The organism is Arenimonas soli (assembly GCF_014643775.1).
GTDB lineage: Bacteria > Pseudomonadota > Gammaproteobacteria > Xanthomonadales > Xanthomonadaceae > Arenimonas > Arenimonas soli.
In genome coordinates, this window is sequence record NZ_BMKC01000001.1 from 65469 (window position 1) to 83407 (window position 17939).

Below are 17939 nucleotides of genomic sequence, written 5' to 3' on the forward strand. Positions count from 1 at the left end.
GGCGGCCAGCCGCCAGTACCGCTTTTGCCGCATTGCAGCATGGACAAGTCCGCCGCTTCGGGCAGACTCCCGCGGCACATGAACGCCGCGACCCTGTCTTTCCCGCAACCCCTGATCCGCGGCCCGGCCCTGCGTCGCGCCCTGATCGCCGGTGCCCGGCGGGTCATCGCCCAGCGCGAGTTGCTCAACAAGATCAACGTCTTCCCGGTGCCCGACGGCGACACCGGCAGCAACCTGGCCTTCACCCTCGGCGGCGTGCTGACCGGCGCGCTGAGCCGTCGCGGGCAGGGTGCCGGCGACCTGCTGCGCCGGGTCGGCGAAGACGCGGTGGACGGGGCCCGGGGCAATTCGGGCGCCATCCTGGCCCAGTTCCTCACCGGCGTGGCCGAAGCGGCGGGCGATGCCCGTGCGCTGGAGGCCGCCGCCCTGGCCCGGGCCGTGCGGGCCGGCGCGACCTCGGCGAGGCAGGCGCTTTCCGACCCGAAGGAAGGCACGATCCTGAGCGTCATCAGCGCCTTTGCCGATGGCCTGGAGCCGGCGGCCGACGATGATCTCGGCGACTGGTTCCGGCGCGCGCTCGAGCGCAGCCGCCAGGCCCTGGCCGCCACGCCCACCCAGCTGGCGGTGCTGGCCAGGGCCGGTGTGGTGGACGCGGGCGCGCAGGGGTTCGTGGACCTGCTCGAGGGCATCCACGACTTCATCGCCTCCGGCGCCGTGGACGCCAGCGGGGTTGCCGAAGACCTGCCCGGCGACCTCGAGGCGGCGCAAGCCCACGGCGAACTGGCCGATGCCGACCCCGAACACCGCTGGTGCAGCGAATGCCTGGTGGTGGGCGAAGGCCTGGACCGGGCCGCGCTGCGCGCGGCGGTGGGCGACCTGGGCGCCTCCTGCGTGGTGATCGCCGGCAGCAGCTCGCGCCTGCGCCTGCATGCGCACGTGGCCGCACCCAGCCAGTTGTTCGAAGCCGCGGCCCGGTTCGGGCGCGTGGAAAGCACCAAGGCCGACGACATGCACGCCCAGGCGCGCACCGCCGCCGGCGCCGCCGGCGTGGCGGTGATCACCGACAGCGCCGCCGACCTGCCGGAGCAGGAAATGAGCCGGCTGAACGTACACATGGTGCCGGCGCGGGTGAACTTCGGTGACCAGGACTACCTGGACAAGGTTGGCCTTTCCACCGCGGAGTTCTACCGCAAGATGCGCAGCGAAATGGTCCTGCCGCGCACCAGCCAGCCACCGCCGGGCGATTTCCGCCGGCAGTTCGAATTCCTGCTCTCCCACCATCGCGAACTGGTTTACGTCGGCCTGTCGCGCGCGGTTTCCGGCACCCTGCAGTCGGCGGAAACGGCCGCGCAGCGCGGCCACCCGGACCGCACCCACGTCTTCGACACGGGCAATGCTTCGGCCGGTGAAGGCCTGCTGGTGCTGAGTGCGGCTGAACTGGCCGCCGAAGGCGCCGGCGCGGAACGGATCCTGGCCGAACTGGCGCGGCTCAAGCCGCTGACGCTCACCTGGGCGCTGGCACGCGACATAAGCCACGCGGTGCGCGGCGGTCGCATTCCCGCCTGGGCCAAGGCGCCGGTGCAGTGGCTGGGCCTGACGCCGATTGCCAGGGTCAAGCCAAGCGGACGGCTGGGCGTGGTCGGCGGCCTGTTTGGCAAGGACCGCGTGCCGGAGCGATACGCGGCCTATGTCGCCCGACGGGTTCCCGCCGGCAAGCTGCGCCTGATGGTCGGCCACTGCGACGCCGCGGAAGATGGCCAGCGGGTGCTCGACGCGCTGCGCGAGCGCCTGTCGCCGGAACAATCCTGGCTGGTCGAAACCGGTTCGGCCGTCGGCGCGCACGCCGGCCCCGGGGCGCTGGTGGTGTCCGTGCAGCCGGCCTGACCGATCGTGCCTGACGATCACGCAGGGCGTGGCCCATAATGCCGGCATGCTCGTCCTGATCCTTCTCCTCGTCGCCTACCTGCTCGGTTCGCTGTCCGGCAGCCTGCTGCTGGGCAAGCTGCGCGGCGTCGACATCCGCCAGCTCGGCAGCGGCAACGCCGGCGGCACCAATGCCCTGCGCACCCAGGGCTGGAAGTTCGCCCTGGGCACCGTGCTTGTCGACGTCGGCAAGGGGGCCCTCGCGGCCTGGCTGGCGCTTCGGCTTGGCGGCGGTCTCGCCTGGCTGCCGTATGCCGCGGCCGGCGCGGCCGTGCTGGGGCACGTCTATCCGGTCTTCCACGGGTTCCGCGGCGGCAAGGGGGCGGGCACGCTGGTCGGCGTGCTGCTGGTGCTGTGGCCGCTGGCGGTGGTGGTGATGATCAGTGCCTGGCTGCTGGTGCTGGTGGCCAGCGGTTACGTGGGCCTCTCCACGATCCTGGCCGGTGCGATGCTGGTGCCGCTGGCCCTGGCGACCGACGCCGGACCCGAACGCCTGGTGTTCGCGCTGGCGATCGCGCTGTTCCTGGTGTTCACCCATCGCAGCAACCTCGCGCGCTTGCGCGCCGGGGTCGAACCCCGCTTTGAACGCGCGCGCCTGCTGCGCCGGGGCCGGGCATGAGCGACCGGGCGCTGCTGGCGCGCCTGGCCCGGGGCCCGGCTTCCGGGGCGGCGCTGGCGGCCGAACTGGGCATCACCCGCAGCGCGGTCTGGAAGCGCATCGAAACCCTGCGTGCGGCCGGCGTGGACGTGCTGGCCCTGCCGGGACGCGGTTACGCGCTGGCGCATGCGCCCGACCTGCTCGATGCCGCGGCCATCCAGGCCGGCCTGGCGCCGGCCACCCGCGACCTGCTGGCCGGGCTCGAACTGCGCTTTGAAATCGATTCGACCAACGCCGAAGCGCTGCGCCATCCGGCGCCGCCGTCCGGGGTGCAGGCCTGGCTGGCCGAACGCCAGACCGCCGGCCGCGGCCGGCGCGGCCGCGCCTGGGCGTCACCCCTTGCGGCACATGTTTACCTCAGCCTGTCGCGGCGCTTCGACGCCGGCATCGGCGCGCTGCAGGGCCTGAGCCTGGCCGTGGGCGCCGCCACCGCCCAGGTGTTGCACGCAATGGGTTTCGAACAGGTCGGCCTGAAATGGCCCAACGACCTGCTGGCCGACGGCCGCAAGCTCGGCGGCATCCTGGTGGAACTGCGTGGCGACGCCGCCGGGCCGCTGCAGGTGGTCGTTGGCCTGGGCCTGAACGTGGCCATGCCGGCCCCGGCCGGCGCGGGCATCGACCAGCCCTGGTGCGACCTGGCTTCGCTGTCGGCAAACCCGCCAGGCCGCGGCGAACTCTGCATCGCCCTGCTCGACGCGCTGGTGCCGCTGCTGGCGAACTTTGAAACCGAAGGCCTGGCGCCCTGGCAGGCGACCTGGGCGCGCCTGGACCTGCTGGCCGGGCGCGCGGTGCGACTGGACGAAGGCGGCAGACCGGTCGACGGCATCGCGCTGGGCATCGACGCCGAAGGCGCCCTGCGCCTGCGCACCGCCGACGGCGAACGCCGCTGCCACGCCGGCGAAACCAGCCTGCGCGCCGCATGAACTGGCTGCTCGACCTCGGCAACTCGCGCCTGAAGGTGGCCGCCTGGCCGCGGCCCGGCGAACTGGGCCCGGTGCAGGCCTGGTCGCACGGGGCCACCGACTTCCCGGCCACGCTGCAGCCCTGGCTGGACCAGCTGCGCCCTGGCGACACCTGCTGGCTGGCCTCGGTCGCCAGCTCGGAAACCACGGCCGTCGTCGCCGAACAGCTGGCCCGGCAGGGTTGCCCGGCCCAGCGCGTGCGCACCCTGCCCGAAGCAGCCGGCGTGCGCATCGCCTACGCCGAACCTTCGCGCCTGGGCGTGGACCGCTTCCTGGCGCTGCTTGGCGCCCATGCGCGCGGGCCGGGTCCGTGGCTGCTGGTGTCGGCGGGCAGCGCGCTCACCGTCGACCTGCTCGATGCCGCCGGCCAGCATCGCGGCGGCGTCATCGCGCCCAGCCCCGAACACATGCGCGCGGCGCTGGCGGCGCGCTTTCCGGCCCTGGCCTTCGCCGGCGGGGAAGCCCATGCCTTCGCCACCGATACCGCCGACGCCCTGGCCGGCGGCAGCCTGGGCGCGGCCGCCGGCCTGGTCGAACGTTGCCAGCGCGAAGCCACGCGCCTGCTGGGGCAGGCGCCGACGGTGCTGATGGGTGGCGGCGGCGGCGAACGCCTCGCCGCCGCGCTGGAAATCGAGGTCGTGCCGGCGCCGGCGCTGGTGCTTGAAGGGCTGGCGGTATACGCCGCCACGGTCGGAGCAAGCGAACGATGATCACCCGGAGCATCGTGGTGCTGCTGGCCTGCATGAACCTGGCGGTGGGCCTGTGGTGGTGGGTGCACCAGGCACCGGTGGAAACGCCGCCGCCGTCGCTTGAAACCGGCGTCGGTGGCCTGGTGCTGCTGGGCGAGGCCGAACTTCCCGCGGCGCCCGATGCCGCCGACCTGGCCAGCGTGCCGCTGCCCATGCCCGAGCGCCCGGCCTGCATGAGCCTGGGTCCATTCGGCACGCCCGCGGAGCTGCGCGCCGCGATGAACGCGCTTACGCCTCTGGCGGCGCGCATCCAGTACCGGGAAGTGCCGGCCACCGAAGTGCGCGGCTACCGCGTGTTCCTCCCTGCCGCGGCCAGTCGCGAGGAGGCGCTGGCGGCCGCCCGCCAGCTGGCCGCCCGCGGCGTGCGCGATTATTACGTCGTCACCGCCGGCGACCAGGAAAACACGGTGTCCCTGGGCCTGTTCAACGAACTGGCCAATGCCGAGAAGCGGCGCGAGGAGATCACCGCCCAGGGCTTCAACCCGCGGCTCGAACCGCGCACCGAACAGGCCACGCAGTGGTGGATCGACCTGGTGTCCGAACCGGGCCTGGACTGGTCGGCGGCCCTGGGCCAGCCCCGCGGCGTCGAGTCCCGCGTCGCCGATTGCGACTAGCAGCGCGCGCAACCCGCTAGAATCCCCGGCAAGCCGGCTTAGCTCAGCAGGCAGAGCAACCGCCTTGTAAGCGGTAGGTCCCCGGTTCGATTCCGGGAGCCGGCACCAGGGAGGCCCGCATCACGCATGGGGAGTGATCGCATCGGGAACCAGGCCAGGCCAACCGCCGTTCCCGGCGGCGAACGCGCCGTGCTCGCGATGGCTTTCCTGCCCCTGCTTGTCGCGCTGGTCGAATGGCTGGCCTGGGATGCCGCGCTTCCGGGCGGCTGGCCTGGCGGCCTGTCCTTGCTGGCGCCGCTGCTGGCCGGCGCGGGCGTGCATTTCCGGGCCGACCGCCGCAGCTGGATGCTGCTCGCCTGGGGGCTGGGTTTCGCCAGCCTGGCCGTGCTGTGGCTGGCCTGGCCGGCCCCGGCCGGGCAGGGCCCGCGCACGGTCGCGCCCTGGCTGGCGGCCATGGCCGCGGCGATCGGCATCGGCGCCAAAGTCGGCGGCAATGCGCCGGCGGTGGGGCTGGTGGCGCGTTCGCTCGGCGGGCTCCTGGTTACCCTGGGCACGCTGTCGATCCTCTCGGTCTTCGACGACACGCCGTCCGGCCCCCTCGCGCTGGGCCTGGGTCCGGCGCTTGCGTACGTGGCCCTGGGGGCCTGGCTGATGGCACGCGACCTCGAGGCCGGCCCCCTGCGCACGTTGCGCATCTGCACTGCCCTGCTGGCTGGCCTGGCCCTGCTGGTGATGACCGGCTGGTGGCTGCACGTGCCCTATATCGTGCAGGGCGGCACCGACTACGTGCCGATGCAGTTCAACACGGCGATGAGCGCGCTGTTGATCGCCGCCGCCCTGCGCCTGCTCGCGGCCGGCCGCCGGAACCTGGCGCTGCTGCCGCTGGCGCCGGTGATCATCTTCTGCGTCGCCAGCTTGCTGGAGGAATACACCGGTCTGGTGCTGGGAACCGGCGAATGGCTGGTCCGGCACGGCATCGTCGCCGAAGGCGTGGTCCCCGGAAGCATGGCGCCCAACACCGCGATCGCCTTCCTGCTGGCCTGCCTGGGCATCGCCCTGGCCCCGTCGGGCGGCAAGGGCAGCCCGACCCGCTGGTCGGCCACCTGGGCCTGTGGCTTCGTCACCGCGATGATCGCGCTGATCGTGCTGGCGGGTTACCTGATGCACGTGCCGGTGCTGCGTGGCTGGGGCGGGTCCACGCCGATGGCGCTGATGACCTCGCTGGCGCTGCTGCTCATCGGCATCGGGCTGGGCGCGGGTGGCTCCGAATACCGCAGGATGATGTCGCAGCGGGCCGGCTGGCTGCCGCTGGTGGTCGCCGGGTCGGCGATCGGTGTTTCGCTGCTGGTCTGGTTCGCGATCGACCGGGACCAGGCCGCACGCCGCGAGGCCGTGCTGCAGCGCCAGTCCGACCTGGTCGAGCAGGTGGTGCAAAGCGGCGTCCGGGATCGCAGCAACGCGCTGCGGCGCATGGCCCTGCGCATGGCCGACGCCGGCGAGGAAACGGGACGCGGGGAACTGTTCGAACTCGACGCGGAAATCTACCTGCAGGACTTCCCGGCCTTCGTGACCCTGATCTGGACCGATGCCGACGCCACCGTCCTGCGCCAGCGCACGCGGCCGGGCGAGGGCGTGGACGTGGTCGGCCGCGGGCTCGACTTCGACCCCATGCGCGAACGCCTGTTCGACCAGGTGCGGCGCGAAGGCGGGGTGCGGGAGTCGCCGCCCATGGGCCTGCTCGACGGCAGCGTCGGCGAGCTGCTGGTGGCGCCGCTGCGGCACAACGGGGAGTTGGAAGGCTTCCTGGTCGCGGTGGTCAAGTACGAGGCCTTGTTCGCACGCGTCCTCGAGAACACAGCGCCGGAGAACGCCCTGCTGCTTCGCCACGGCAGCCAGGTTCTGTACGCGCGCGGCACGCCGCCGGCCGGTGCCGCGCCGCTGGTCAGGTCCATCCAGGGCGCGGGCGCCACCTTGGAACTGAGCCTCTGGCCCGACTCGACCAGGCCGTCGCCGCTGGCCAACGTGCTGCTGTTCACCGGCCTGATCACCGGCGGCCTGGTGGCGCTGGCGCTGCGGCTGGCGGGCCTGGCCCGCGAGCGCGCCGAGGTGGCCGAGCGCCGGGGCCGCGAACTGGCGGCGCAGGTGGACGAAGCCGAGCGCGCCCGCGCCGCCCTGGACGAAGCCGAGCAGGAACTGTCCTCGGTCTTCGAAAGCATCAGCGACGCTTTCTACACACTCGACCGCGACTGGCGCTTCGTGTTCGTCAATCCGCGCGCCGAACAGCTGATGCAGCGTGCGCGCGAGCAACTGCTCGGCGAGAGCGTCTGGGACGCCTTCCCGGAGGCCGTCGGGACGATCATCGAGCAGCGCTTCCGGGCGGCGGTCAGCGAAGGCGTCGCCGGCGAGTTCGAGGTCTATTTCCCGCCGCTCGAAAGCTGGTTTGTCGCCCGCTGCTATCCGCACCCTCAGGGCCTGGCGGTCTATTTCCAGGACATTTCCGCCCGCAAGCGCGCCGAGGCATCGGCCCAGCAGGCCACGGCGGCCTCCGAGCGCGCCCAGCGCATGGCGCGCCTGGGCAGCTGGGAACAGGACCTGGCGACTGGCGAACTGCACCTTTCCCAGGAAGCGGAGTCGATCTTCGGCCTGGGTCCGGGCCAGGCCATCCGGAGTTTCCCGGAGCTGCTCAAGCACGTGCACTTCGAGGACCGCAAGCGCCTCGGAGAAGCCAGGCACCGCCTGCAGACGGGCGAAGCCACCGACCTGGAAATCGAATACCGCATCCTGCATCCCGACGGCGAAACCCGGCAGGTGCGGGAGCTGGGCATGCTGGTGCGCAATTCCGCCGGCGAGCCGGTGGCGGCCTCGGGCGCCATCCAGGACACCACGGACCAGCAGCATGCGGAAAACGCCCTGCGCGAACTTTCCCGGCGGCTCGAACAATCGCTGGTGATGAACCGCCTGGTGCTGGAGAACTCGCTGGATGTCATCTGCGTGCTCGATGCCAACGGCCGCTTCACCCAGGTATCGACGGCCTCGGAGTCGGTCTGGGGTTTTTCGCCGGGCGAGCTGGTCGGGCGGGCGCATTTCGACCTGGCGCATCCGGATGACCGCGCCCACACCCTGCGCGAGGGTGCCGCTGTCCTGGCCGGCCGGCCCACGGTGGACTTCCGCAACCGGGTGGTGCGCAAGGACGGGCGGGTGGTGTCCATGCAGTGGTCGGCGGTGTGGTCGGCGCGCGACCGGATGATGTTCGCCATCGCCCGCGACGTCACCGAGGCCAGTCGCCAGTCCGAGGCCCTGCAGCAGGCCAAGGCCAGCCTGCAGCGTGCACAGAAGATCGCGCGCATGGGGGCCTGGGAGTTCGATATTCCCGCCAATGAGCTGCACTGGTCGGAAGAGGTCTACCGGCTCTTCGAAGTGCGCCCGGAGGAGTTCGCCGGCAATTTCGAGGCCTTCGCCGCGCGCGTGCATCCCGACGACCTGGCCATGCTGCAAAAGGCCCAGGCGCGCACGGTGGCCGGCAAGGGCGACCTCGACGTCGAGCACCGCATCCTGCTGCCCGGTGGCGGCATCGGCTACGTGCACGAGCGCGCGCAGCTGCTTCGCGACGACCAGGGGCGGCCCTGGAAGCTGGCCGGCAGCGTCCAGGACATCACCGAACGCAAGCGCGCGCAGGCGCTGGAAGACGGCCAGCGCCGCATCCTGGCCGCCATCGCCGCCCGGCGGCCGCTGGGCGAGAACCTGATGGCACTGGTCCGCCTGGCCGAGCGCCAGATGCCGGGCGCGCTGAGTTCGGTGCTGCTGCTTGACGAGGCCGGTGAACATGTCCGGGTCGGTGCCGCGCCCAACCTGCCGTCCGAATACAACGCCGCGATCCATGGCCTGGCGATCGGTCCCAACGCCGGCTCCTGCGGCACGGCGGCGTTCCGCGGCGAGCGCGTGGTGGTGTCGGACATCGACAGCGACCCGCTCTGGGCCGACTACCTGCCCCTGGTGCAGCCACACGGGCTCAAGGCCTGCTGGTCCACGCCGGTCAAGGCCTCGGACGGCCGCGTAGTGGCCACGTTCGCCACTTACTATCTCGACGCGCGCGAACCCCGCGACGCCGAGCTCGAACTGATCGATGGCCTTGCGGCGCTGTGTGCGGTGGCGATCGAGCACGACGCGGCGTTCCAGTCGATCAACGCCGGCCAGCAGCGGTTCCGGTCGCTGTTCGACGAACATCCGGACGTGGTCTATTCGCTCGACCTCGACGGCCGCTTCACCGAGGTCAACGAACAGTTCCAGCGGGTGGCGGGCGTGCGCCCCGAAGACGTGCTGGGGCGGCCGTTCGACGAACACGTGCTGGACTCGGAGCGCGACGTGGTCCGTGCGCACTTCGTCGCCGCCACCCACGGCGAGGCGCGCAGCTACGAAATGACCGGGGTCGCGGCCGACGGCCGCCGGGTCGAGATGCGGGTGAGCAACCTGCCGATCATCGTCGATGGCCGGGTGACCGGCGTGTTCGGCATCGCCCAGGACATCAGCCTGCTGCGCAAGCACCAGCGCGAACTGTCGGACGCGCTCGACGGCGCGGAAACGCTAAGCCAGCAGCTGCACCGCCTTAGCGAAGCCTCGATCGCGGTCAACCGCGACCTCGACGAAGACACGCTATACCAGCAGTTGGTGGACCGGGCGAGGGAGATCATCGGCGCGCACCAGGCGGTGGTCAGCGTGGAAACCGCCGATGGCCGCGGCCAGTTGCTCAATGCGGTGTCGCTGTCGGACAAGTACGCGCAGTGGCGCGAGTACGACGTGCCCATCGACGGAAGCGGTATCTACGCCCTGGTCGGTGAGCGTCAACAGCCGATGCGCATGACCCAGGCCGAACTGGAAGCGCATCCGCGCTGGCGGAATTTCGGCCCCGAATCGGACCGGCATCCGCCGATGCGCGGCTGGCTGGCCGTGCCGATGGTCGGCAGCGACGGCAAGACCCTGGGCATCCTGCAGCTGAGCGACAAGCTGCGCGGCGAGTTCAACGAGGACGACGAGCAGGTCGCGCTGCAGTTCTCGCAGATGGCCGTGATCGCCATCGAGCGCGCGCGGCTGCTGGCCAAGCTGCAGGTGCGCGACCGCTTCTTCGAAATGTCACTGGAAGTCTTCGTGGTCTACGACCCCGCGACCGGGCGCTGGGTGCAGGTGAACCAGATGCTGGCCGACATCACCGGCTATAGCCGCGAGGAACTGGTCTCGCGCCCGATCCTGGAGTTCATCCATCCCGACGATGCCGAGCCCACCAGCGAACGCTCGCGCAACCACGGCCGGCGCCAGCCGGTGAACACCCGGTTCGTGAACCGCTACGTGCGCCGCGACGGGGGCGTGCGCTGGATGGAATGGATGTCGGCGCCATCGAGCGACGGCCTGGTCTATGCGGTCGGACGCGACATCACCCAGCGGCTGCAGGCCGAGGCGACCCTGCGCCAGACCCTGGCCGATCTCAATGCGCGCAACCGGGAACTGCAGGACTTCGCCTTCATCGCCTCGCACGACCTGCAGGAACCGCTGCGCAAGATCCGCGCCTTTGCCGACCGCCTGCAGCAAAAGCACGCCGGCTCCCTGGCGCCGGAGGCCCGGGAGTACCTGGACCGGACCAGCCAAGCGGCCAACCGCATGCAGGTTCTGATCAGCGACCTGCTGGCCTATTCACGCGTAGCCGCGCGCGGCAAGCCCTTCACTCAGGTGAAGCTCGACGCGGTGCTGGCCGGGGTGCTCGACGACCTCGAAACCAGCCTCGAGACCAGCGGCGGCCGGGTCGAGGCCGGACCACTGCCCGAAATCGAAGCCGACGCCACCCAGATGCGCCAGCTGTTCCAGAACCTGCTCTCGAACGCCCTGAAGTTCCGGTCGCCCGACCGGCCGCCGGTGGTACGTGTGAGTGCTGAGGTGGACGACGGGGTGGACGGTCCGGGCTGGATCCTGCGTTTTACCGACAATGGCATCGGTTTCGAGCCCCGCCACGCCGACAAGATGTTCGCGCCGTTCCAGCGCCTGCATGCCCGCCAGGCCTACGAGGGCACCGGCATCGGCCTGGCGATCGTGCGCAGGATCGTGGAGCGGCATCGCGGCGCCATCCAGGCCCAGGGTCGGCCGGGCGAGGGGGCGAGCTTCGTCATTCGCCTGCCCGCGCGCCAGCCCGCCGGAACGGACGGGCTGGCGGTTCCGCTCTCGGAACCGTAGAGTCGAGCGAGCCTGACCAAGGACCCCGTCCCGCGATGAACAGCCCGCGCCAGCCCATCACGATCCTGATGGCGGATGACGATCCCGATGACCGCCTGATGACCCAGGAGGCCTTCGCCGAATGCCGGCTGAGCAATCCGCTTCACTTCGTCACCGACGGCGAGGAACTGCTGGACTACCTGCACCGCCGCGGCCAGTACGGGGACGACATTGCCTATCCGATGCCGGGCCTGGTGCTGCTGGACCTGAACATGCCGCGCAAGGATGGCCGCGAGGTCCTGCGCGAGATCAAGGCCGACCCGAAGCTGCGCTCGATCCCGGTGGTCATCCTCACCACGTCCAAGGCCGAAGAGGACGTGATCCGCAGCTACCGGGACGGCGTCAATTCCTTCATCTCCAAACCGGTCACGTTCACGGCCCTGATCGATGTCGTGCAGACCCTTGGCAAGTACTGGCTGCAGGTTGTCGACCTGCCACCCGACGCCGGGGAGGACGCCTCTTGAACGACGGGGTGCTCCGGGTTCTGGTCGTCGACGACGACGAAGAAGACTTCCTGATCCTGCGCGACCTGCTGGCGGACTATCCGCAGGGTCGGTTCGAGCTTGAATGGGTGGGCACGCTGGCGGAAGGCGTCGAAGCCCTGCGCGCGTCCCGCCATGACGTGTACCTGGTCGATTACCACCTGGGTCCCGACAACGGCATGGACCTGGTGCGCATGGCGGTGGCCGAAGGCAGCGCCCATCGCCCGGTGATCATGCTCACCGGCCAGGGCAACCCGGACGTGGACCGCGAGGCGCTGGCCGCGGGCGCGTCCGATTACCTGGTCAAGGGACACATCGACTCCGAGAAGCTGGCGCGCTCGCTGCGCTACGCAGCCGAACGCGCCCGTCAGATCGCCGAGATCGAAGACGGAAAGCAGCGCTACCGCCAGTTGTTCGAGCTCAACCCCTTCCCGATCTGGGTCTACGACGCGGACGACTTCCGCTTCGTCGCGGTCAACGACGCGATGGTGGCCAATTACGGCTACAGCCGCGAAGAACTGCGGGACATGACCATCTTCGACATCCGTGCCCCCGACGAAGCGGCGCGGCTGGAATCCTTCCTGGGCGAACAGGGCGGCCGGTCGGGCCATGCCGGCGTCTGGCGGCACCGGCGCAAGGACGGCAGCTTTCTCTGGGCCGACATCACCTTCCATCCGGTCGAACTCGACGGCAGGACCTGCCGCATGGTCATCGCCCACGACATCACCGGGCAGCGCGAGGCCCAGGAGCGCCTGCTGTTGCTGCAGCGCGCGGTCGAGTCGAGCATGAACGGCATCGTCATCGCCGACGCCCAGTCCGGCGACCTGCCCATCATCTACGTCAACCCGGCTTTCGAGGCACTCACCGGCTACGAATCGGACGAAGTGATCGGCCGCAACTGCCGCTTCCTGCAGGGCGGGGAAACCCGCCAGCCGGAACTGGAAATCCTTCGTCGCGCGCTGGCCGAAGGCAACGACTGCAACGTCATCCTGCACAACGTCCGCAAGGACGGCGAGCTGTTCTGGAACCACCTGTTCATCTCGCCGGTACGCGACGACGGCGGCAGCATCACCCACTTCGTCGGCATCCAGAACGACCTGACCGAGCGTCGCCAGGTCGAAGCCGAGCTGGCCTACGCGGCCAACCACGATCCGGTGACCGCGCTGCCGCGCTACCCGATGCTGGAAACGGCCATCGGCCGCCTGCTTGAAAACGAAGAAGCCGAACTGTCGGTGCTGTTCATCGACATCGACCACTTCCACGCCATCAATGAATCCATGGGCCACATCATTGGCGACGAGGCGCTGCGCCTGGTGTCCGAACGCCTGCGCGACGTCCTGGGCGGGCCGGACTACCTGGCGCGTTTCGCCGGCGACGAGTTCGTCGCCCTGGTGCCGGACGCGCCGCGTGAAAAAGTGCTCGAGGTCGCCGAATCGCTGCGCCAGGCCGTGGCCCAGCCCATCGAAGGCGATGGCTACAGCCTCTACCTGACGGCCAGCATCGGCATCGCCCGTTCGCCGCTGCATGGCGACAGCGGCACCGACCTGCTGCGTCGCGCCGAGGCCGCGATGAGCCGCGCCAAGCGCGAAGGCCGGGACGTCGTCTGCGAATTCTCCACCCTGCAGATGCAGGAACTCGAAGACCGCCTGGTGCTGGGTGCGCGCCTGCGCGAAGCGGTGACGCGGGACGAACTGCAGCTGCACTACCAGCCCCAGCTCGACGCCACCAGCCGGCGCATCACCGGTTTCGAGGCCCTGCTGCGCTGGAACAGCCACGACCTGGGTCCGGTGCCGCCGGGTCGTTTCATCCCCATCGCCGAATCCCTGGGGCTGATGCCGGAGCTGGGCCTGTGGGTGCTGGACGAAGCCTGCCGGCAGCTGCGGGCCTGGCGCGACCAGGGCAGGGAGGGTTTCACCGTGGCGGTGAACTTCTCGGCCCACCAGCTGCAGCGCCCGGACATCGTGCAGCGCGTGCAGGAAGCGCTCGAGCGCCACGCCGTGCCGCGCGGGATGCTCGAAATCGAGCTGACCGAAAGTTCGCTGATGGAAAACGTGGACCGGGTGAAGGGCCGGCTGGCCGAGATAAAGGCCCTGGGCGTGTCGCTTTCCCTCGACGACTTCGGCACCGGCTATTCCAGCCTGGCCTACCTCAAGCAGTTCTCGCTCGACAAGCTCAAGATCGACCGGAGTTTCGTGACCGAACTGCCCGACAACGCCGCCGACGCCGCCATCGCCCGCACCATCGTCGCGGTCGGCCACGAGCTGCACATGGTGGTGGCGGCCGAGGGCGTGGAAACCCAGGCCCAGGCCGACTTCCTGCGTGAGATGGGCTGCGACGAGCTGCAGGGCTACCACTTTGGCCGCCCGGCCCCGGCGGCCGAGATCGAAGCGCGCTTCCCGCGCGACTGAACGAGGCCGGGTGGCCAGCCGGCCACCGCGAGGAATATCCTGTAAGGCCCCGTTTCAAAGGAGCCGTCGCCATGCGTCGCCTCATACCGCTTTCCCTGCTGTTGCTCGTGATGCCGATGACCGCCCTGGCCGGCCGCCCGGCGGTGTCGCCGGCCGCCGTCGCCGAGATCACCGCGCGCGAAGACGCGCCCCTGCTGCTCGACGTGCGCACCCCGGAAGAATTCGCCCAGGGCCACCTGCCCGGCGCCGTGCTGATCCCGCACGACCAGCTGGCCGCGCGCCTGGATGAAATCGACCGCGACCGCTGGGTGCTGGTGTATTGCCGCAGCGGCAAGCGCGCCGGCACCGCCCAGGACATCCTGGAAGAGGCCGGCATCGAGGTGCGCCAGGTCGAGGGCAGCTGGCTGCGCTGGCAGGAAGAAGGCCGCCCGGTGCAGGCGCCGGCCAAGGCGGAGGCCGCCGAATGAGCCTTTCCCGCACCCTGGCGCTGATCGGCGCCCCCACCGACATCGGCGCCGGCCATCGCGGCGCCGTCATGGGGCCCGAAGCCCTGCGCGTGGCCGGACTGGGCGAAGCCCTGCACGAGCGCGGCCTGGAGGTCATCGACACCGGCAACCTCGCCGGCCCGGCCAATCCCTGGCTGCCGCCGACCGAGGGCTACCGCCATCTCGAACAGGTCGTGGAGTGGAACCGCCTGGTCATGGAGGCCGTGCAGGCCGAACTTGGCAAGGGCCGCCTGCCGGTGCTGCTGGGCGGCGACCATTGCCTGGCCCTGGGCAGCATCAAGGCCGTCGCGCGCCACTGCAGGGACACCGGCAAGAAGCTGCGCATCCTCTGGCTCGACGCCCATGCCGACTTCAACACCAGCGACGTGACGCCTTCGGGCAACGTGCACGGCATGCCCGTGGCCTGCCTGTGCGGCGTGGGCCCGAAGTCGCTGACGCACCTGGGCGGCGATTCCCCGGCGATCGATCCGGGCGTGCTGCGCCAGATCGGCATCCGTTCGGTGGACCAGGGCGAAAAGCGCCTGGTGAAGGAATACGGCGTCGACATCTACGACATGCGCTACATCGACGAAATCGGCATGAAGCGGGTGATGGAGGAAGCCCTGGAAGGCATCGACGACCAGACCCACGTGCACGTCAGCTTCGACGTGGATTTCCTGGACCCGTCGATCGCCCCCGGCGTGGGCACGACCGTTCCGGGCGGCCCGAACTACCGGGAGGCGCAGCTGGTGATGGAGATGATCGCCGACACCGGCCGCCTGGGTTCGCTGGACATCATGGAACTCAACCCGGCCTATGACGACCACAACCGCACCGGCAAGCTGGCCGTGGACCTGGTGGAAAGCCTGTTCGGCAAGTCGACCCTGATGCGCGACTGAACCGGGGCGTGAATCATCCGTGAAACACGTGCGGGGAATGATTGACAGCCCCCCCGCGAGGTCTAGACTCAAGCAGCAACCCACCCACAGGAGTTACCCATGACCCGTACCCGTCTGATGCTGGCGGCCATGCTTGCCGCGTTCGCGCTCTCTGGCTGCAACACCGTCGAAGGTTTCGGCAAGGATGTCTCCAAGGCCGGCGACGAGCTCGAGGAAGCGGCGGAAAAGGCCAAGAACTGATCGGCATCTTTGTCGACAGATCGACACGAAGAGGCCAGGCAGGAATGCCTGGCCTTCTTCTTTGCGCGGGCTTCAGGGGTCCGGGGCGAAGCCGATCGGGAAGGCTTCCGGCGCGTCGCGGTAATGCGGCCAGCGGCGCGGCAGCACGCCGCGGGCCAGCAGGGCTTCGGTGCCGTCGTAGTGCAGCTGCAGGGTTTGCGCCGGCCAGCGGCTGGCGCGTTCGAAGCGGGTGGTGGTGGCGGCGTCCCAGCGACGCTCGCCGTGGCCGGTGCCGACCTGCTGGCGGGCCAGGCCTTGGTCCATGCGGCTCGATTCCGCCGACGGTGCGGCGGCGTCGCTGGCGTGTCCGGGTTTGCCCGATCCGCGTGATTCCTGGCGTGCGATCGGCGCCGGATACGACGGGTAGGCCGGCGCCTGGCGTTCGCGGAACACCGCCACGCCGATCACGCCGACGTTGCCGGGCCGGCCGGTGCGGGCGGCGTAGCTGTCGGGCAGGGCGGTGAAGTGGAACTGCGCGACCTCGGACAGGTTCTTGCGCCAGCCGCGCACCTCAAGCCGCTGCCAGGGCCCCAGCACGTAGCCGGACTGGCCGGTGCCGGCGGTCTCGCCGCTGATGGCGTTGACGCCGTCCACCGACACCACCGCCAGGACCCGTTCGCCGGTGGTGTTGTGCAGCACCAGGCTGTAGCGGTGGCCGGGGCGGCCTTCGACGTAGTGGCGGCCGCGGTGCGGGTGCCAGGGCAGGGTGTGGCCCAGGTCGAGGTCCTGCACCTGCAGGTCGACCAGGGGCGCCTGGCGGGCGCAGGCGGGCGGGCTGGCCAGGGCGGCCAGGGCGAGCATCATCAGGGCGATCGGTGTCTTCACGGCGGGCTCCTCGTTCGGGGTAGGCAATGCAACGTTCCGGCGGCCGGAACGGGGTTGGTCCGCCGACGCGGTAAACTCGCGGGGTTCCTTCGCCCGATGACTCCATGACCGTTACCCGCGTACTCACCGGCATCACCACCTCCGGCACCCCGCACCTGGGCAACTACGCCGGCGCCATCCGCCCGGCGGTGGCCGCCAGCCGCCAGCCGCGCGTGGAAAGCTTCTTTTTCCTGGCCGACTACCACGCCCTGATCAAGGTGCAGGACCCGGCCCGGGTGCAGCGTTCGACCCTGGAAATCGCTGCCAGCTGGCTGGCCTGCGGCCTGGACCCGGACCAGGTCTGGTTCTACCGCCAGTCCGACATCCCCGAGATCCCGGAGCTGACCTGGCTGCTGACCTGCGTGGCCGGCAAGGGCCTGCTCAACCGCGCCCATGCCTACAAGGCGGCGGTGGACAAGAACACCGCCGCCGGCGAAGACCCCGACGCCGGCGTCAGCGCCGGCCTGTTCATGTATCCGGTGCTGATGGCCGCCGACATCCTGATGTTCAAGGCGCACTCGGTGCCGGTGGGCCGCGACCAGGTGCAGCACATCGAGATGGCGCGCGATTTCGGCGCCCGCTTCAACCATCTCTACGGCGAGCACTTCGTGCTGCCCGAAGCGGCGGTGGAAGAAAACGTCGCCACCCTGCCGGGCCTGGACGGCCGCAAGATGAGCAAGAGCTACGACAACACCATCCCGCTGTTCGCGCCGCGCGACACGCTCAGGAAGCTGGTGTTCTCTATCGTCACCGACTCGCGGGCGCCCGGCGAGGCCAAGGACACCGAAGGCTCGGCGCTGTTCCAGCTGCACCAGGCCTTCTCGACGCCGGCGCAGTCGGCCGACTTCGCCCGGGCCTTCGCCGACGGCATCGGCTGGGGCGACGCCAAGCAGGCCCTGTACGAACGGCTGGACGAGGAACTGGCCCCGCTGCGCGACAAGTACGAGGCGCTGATGGCCCGTCCGGACCATATCGAGGACGTGCTGCGCGCCGGCGGCGAAAAGGCCCGCCGCATCGCCAGGCCCCTGATGGCCGAGCTGCGCCGGGCCGTGGGCCTGCGCGACCTGCGCGAGCAGGCTGGTGCGAAGTCGGCGGGCGGCGGGAAGCAGGCGCGACCCCAGTTCAAGCAGTACCGGGAAAAGGACGGTCGCTTCCACTTCAAGCTCGTGGATGGCGACGGCCAGGAACTGCTGGGCGGCGGTGGCTTCGATTCGCCGCGTGACGCCGGGGTCCGGGTCGCGCGCCTGAAGCTTGAAGGTGCCAGCGACCTGCGCGAAGAGGACGGCGGCCTGTGGCTGGGCGACCTGCGGATAGGCACGCTGGCGTCGGGGGTGTCGCTGGATGCGGCGAAATCCGCACTG

General features: G+C 70.4%; 12 protein-coding genes, 1 tRNA gene and 1 pseudogene. 13 read left to right on the top strand and 1 reads right to left on the bottom strand.

Going from position 1 to position 17939, the window contains the following annotated elements:
• Nucleotides 1-78 precede the first annotated feature (78 nt).
• The 12 genes from IEX13_RS00345 (at nt 79) to IEX13_RS00400 (ending at nt 15675) form a co-directional block, all read left to right on the top strand.
• The gene (locus IEX13_RS00345) at nt 79-1884 is read left to right on the top strand and encodes a DegV family protein (RefSeq protein WP_188659822.1); all 1806 of its coding nucleotides are present in this window, start codon (nt 79-81) and stop codon (nt 1882-1884) included.
• A 46-nt stretch (nt 1885-1930) separates the two neighbouring features.
• Nucleotides 1931-2542, top strand: a complete 612-nt coding sequence (gene plsY, locus IEX13_RS00350) for a glycerol-3-phosphate 1-O-acyltransferase PlsY (protein WP_188659824.1) — start codon at nt 1931-1933, stop codon at nt 2540-2542.
• Nucleotides 2539-3504, top strand: coding sequence for a bifunctional biotin--[acetyl-CoA-carboxylase] ligase/biotin operon repressor BirA (gene birA, locus IEX13_RS00355; protein ID WP_188659826.1), 966 nt, complete (start codon nt 2539-2541; stop codon nt 3502-3504). Before plsY ends, birA begins: the two co-directional genes overlap by 4 nt.
• The gene (locus tag IEX13_RS00360) at nt 3501-4253 is read left to right on the top strand and encodes a type III pantothenate kinase (protein ID WP_188659829.1); all 753 of its coding nucleotides are present in this window, start codon (nt 3501-3503) and stop codon (nt 4251-4253) included. The genes birA and IEX13_RS00360 overlap by 4 nt, the downstream gene beginning before the upstream one ends.
• Nucleotides 4250-4906 carry an SPOR domain-containing protein gene (locus IEX13_RS00365; RefSeq protein WP_188659830.1) on the top strand — a complete coding sequence of 219 codons (657 nt, stop codon included), beginning with the start codon at nt 4250-4252 and terminating at the stop codon, nt 4904-4906. Before IEX13_RS00360 ends, IEX13_RS00365 begins: the two co-directional genes overlap by 4 nt.
• A gap of 32 nt (nt 4907-4938) precedes the next feature.
• Nucleotides 4939-5014: transfer RNA gene (locus IEX13_RS00370), tRNA-Thr, on the top strand.
• Between the two features lie 18 nt (nt 5015-5032).
• Nucleotides 5033-11122 carry a PAS domain S-box protein gene (locus tag IEX13_RS00375; RefSeq protein ID WP_188659832.1) on the top strand — a complete coding sequence of 2030 codons (6090 nt, stop codon included), beginning with the start codon at nt 5033-5035 and terminating at the stop codon, nt 11120-11122.
• A 35-nt stretch (nt 11123-11157) separates the two neighbouring features.
• A complete protein-coding gene (locus IEX13_RS00380; protein WP_229668401.1) occupies nt 11158-11625 on the top strand; it encodes a response regulator in 468 nt (155 codons plus the stop codon).
• An 8-nt stretch (nt 11626-11633) separates the two neighbouring features.
• The gene (locus tag IEX13_RS00385; protein WP_229668402.1) at nt 11634-14051 is read left to right on the top strand and encodes an EAL domain-containing protein; all 2418 of its coding nucleotides are present in this window, start codon (nt 11634-11636) and stop codon (nt 14049-14051) included.
• 71 nt (nt 14052-14122) lie between these two features.
• Nucleotides 14123-14518, top strand: a complete 396-nt coding sequence (locus IEX13_RS00390; protein ID WP_188659836.1) for a rhodanese-like domain-containing protein — start codon at nt 14123-14125, stop codon at nt 14516-14518.
• Nucleotides 14515-15435: an arginase gene (gene rocF, locus IEX13_RS00395; protein WP_188659838.1), complete on the top strand. Its 921-nt coding sequence runs from the start codon at nt 14515-14517 to the stop codon at nt 15433-15435. The genes IEX13_RS00390 and rocF overlap by 4 nt, the downstream gene beginning before the upstream one ends.
• Nucleotides 15436-15534: 99 nt before the next feature.
• Nucleotides 15535-15675, top strand: a complete 141-nt coding sequence (locus IEX13_RS00400; protein WP_188659841.1) for an entericidin A/B family lipoprotein — start codon at nt 15535-15537, stop codon at nt 15673-15675.
• A gap of 72 nt (nt 15676-15747) precedes the next feature.
• Here IEX13_RS00400 and IEX13_RS00405 read toward each other — a convergent pair whose 3' ends face one another.
• The gene (locus IEX13_RS00405) at nt 15748-16539 is read right to left on the bottom strand and encodes a hypothetical protein (protein ID WP_229668403.1); all 792 of its coding nucleotides are present in this window, start codon (nt 16537-16539) and stop codon (nt 15748-15750) included.
• Nucleotides 16540-16643: 104 nt separating this feature from the next.
• On the opposite strand from IEX13_RS00405, the pseudogene IEX13_RS00410 reads away from it, so the two are divergent.
• Nucleotides 16644-17852 (top strand): annotated as a pseudogene (locus tag IEX13_RS00410) (tryptophan--tRNA ligase); the annotation flags it as partial.
• Nucleotides 17853-17939 lie beyond the last annotated feature (87 nt).

What these genes read in the sequence shown, in the direction of transcription:
- IEX13_RS00360 (WP_188659829.1), top strand. Translation starts at nt 3,501, where the DNA reads ATGAACTGGCTGCTCGACCTCGGCAACTCGCGCCTGAAGGTGGCCGCC.
- IEX13_RS00365 (WP_188659830.1), top strand. Translation starts at nt 4,250, where the DNA reads ATGATCACCCGGAGCATCGTGGTGCTGCTGGCCTGCATGAACCTGGCG.
- IEX13_RS00375 (WP_188659832.1), top strand. Translation starts at nt 5,033, where the DNA reads ATGGGGAGTGATCGCATCGGGAACCAGGCCAGGCCAACCGCCGTTCCC.
- plsY (WP_188659824.1), top strand. Translation starts at nt 1,931, where the DNA reads ATGCTCGTCCTGATCCTTCTCCTCGTCGCCTACCTGCTCGGTTCGCTG.
- IEX13_RS00345 (WP_188659822.1), top strand. Translation starts at nt 79, where the DNA reads ATGAACGCCGCGACCCTGTCTTTCCCGCAACCCCTGATCCGCGGCCCG.
- IEX13_RS00380 (WP_229668401.1), top strand. Translation starts at nt 11,158, where the DNA reads ATGAACAGCCCGCGCCAGCCCATCACGATCCTGATGGCGGATGACGAT.
- rocF (WP_188659838.1), top strand. Translation starts at nt 14,515, where the DNA reads ATGAGCCTTTCCCGCACCCTGGCGCTGATCGGCGCCCCCACCGACATC.
- birA (WP_188659826.1), top strand. Translation starts at nt 2,539, where the DNA reads ATGAGCGACCGGGCGCTGCTGGCGCGCCTGGCCCGGGGCCCGGCTTCC.
- IEX13_RS00400 (WP_188659841.1), top strand. Translation starts at nt 15,535, where the DNA reads ATGACCCGTACCCGTCTGATGCTGGCGGCCATGCTTGCCGCGTTCGCG.
- IEX13_RS00390 (WP_188659836.1), top strand. Translation starts at nt 14,123, where the DNA reads ATGCGTCGCCTCATACCGCTTTCCCTGCTGTTGCTCGTGATGCCGATG.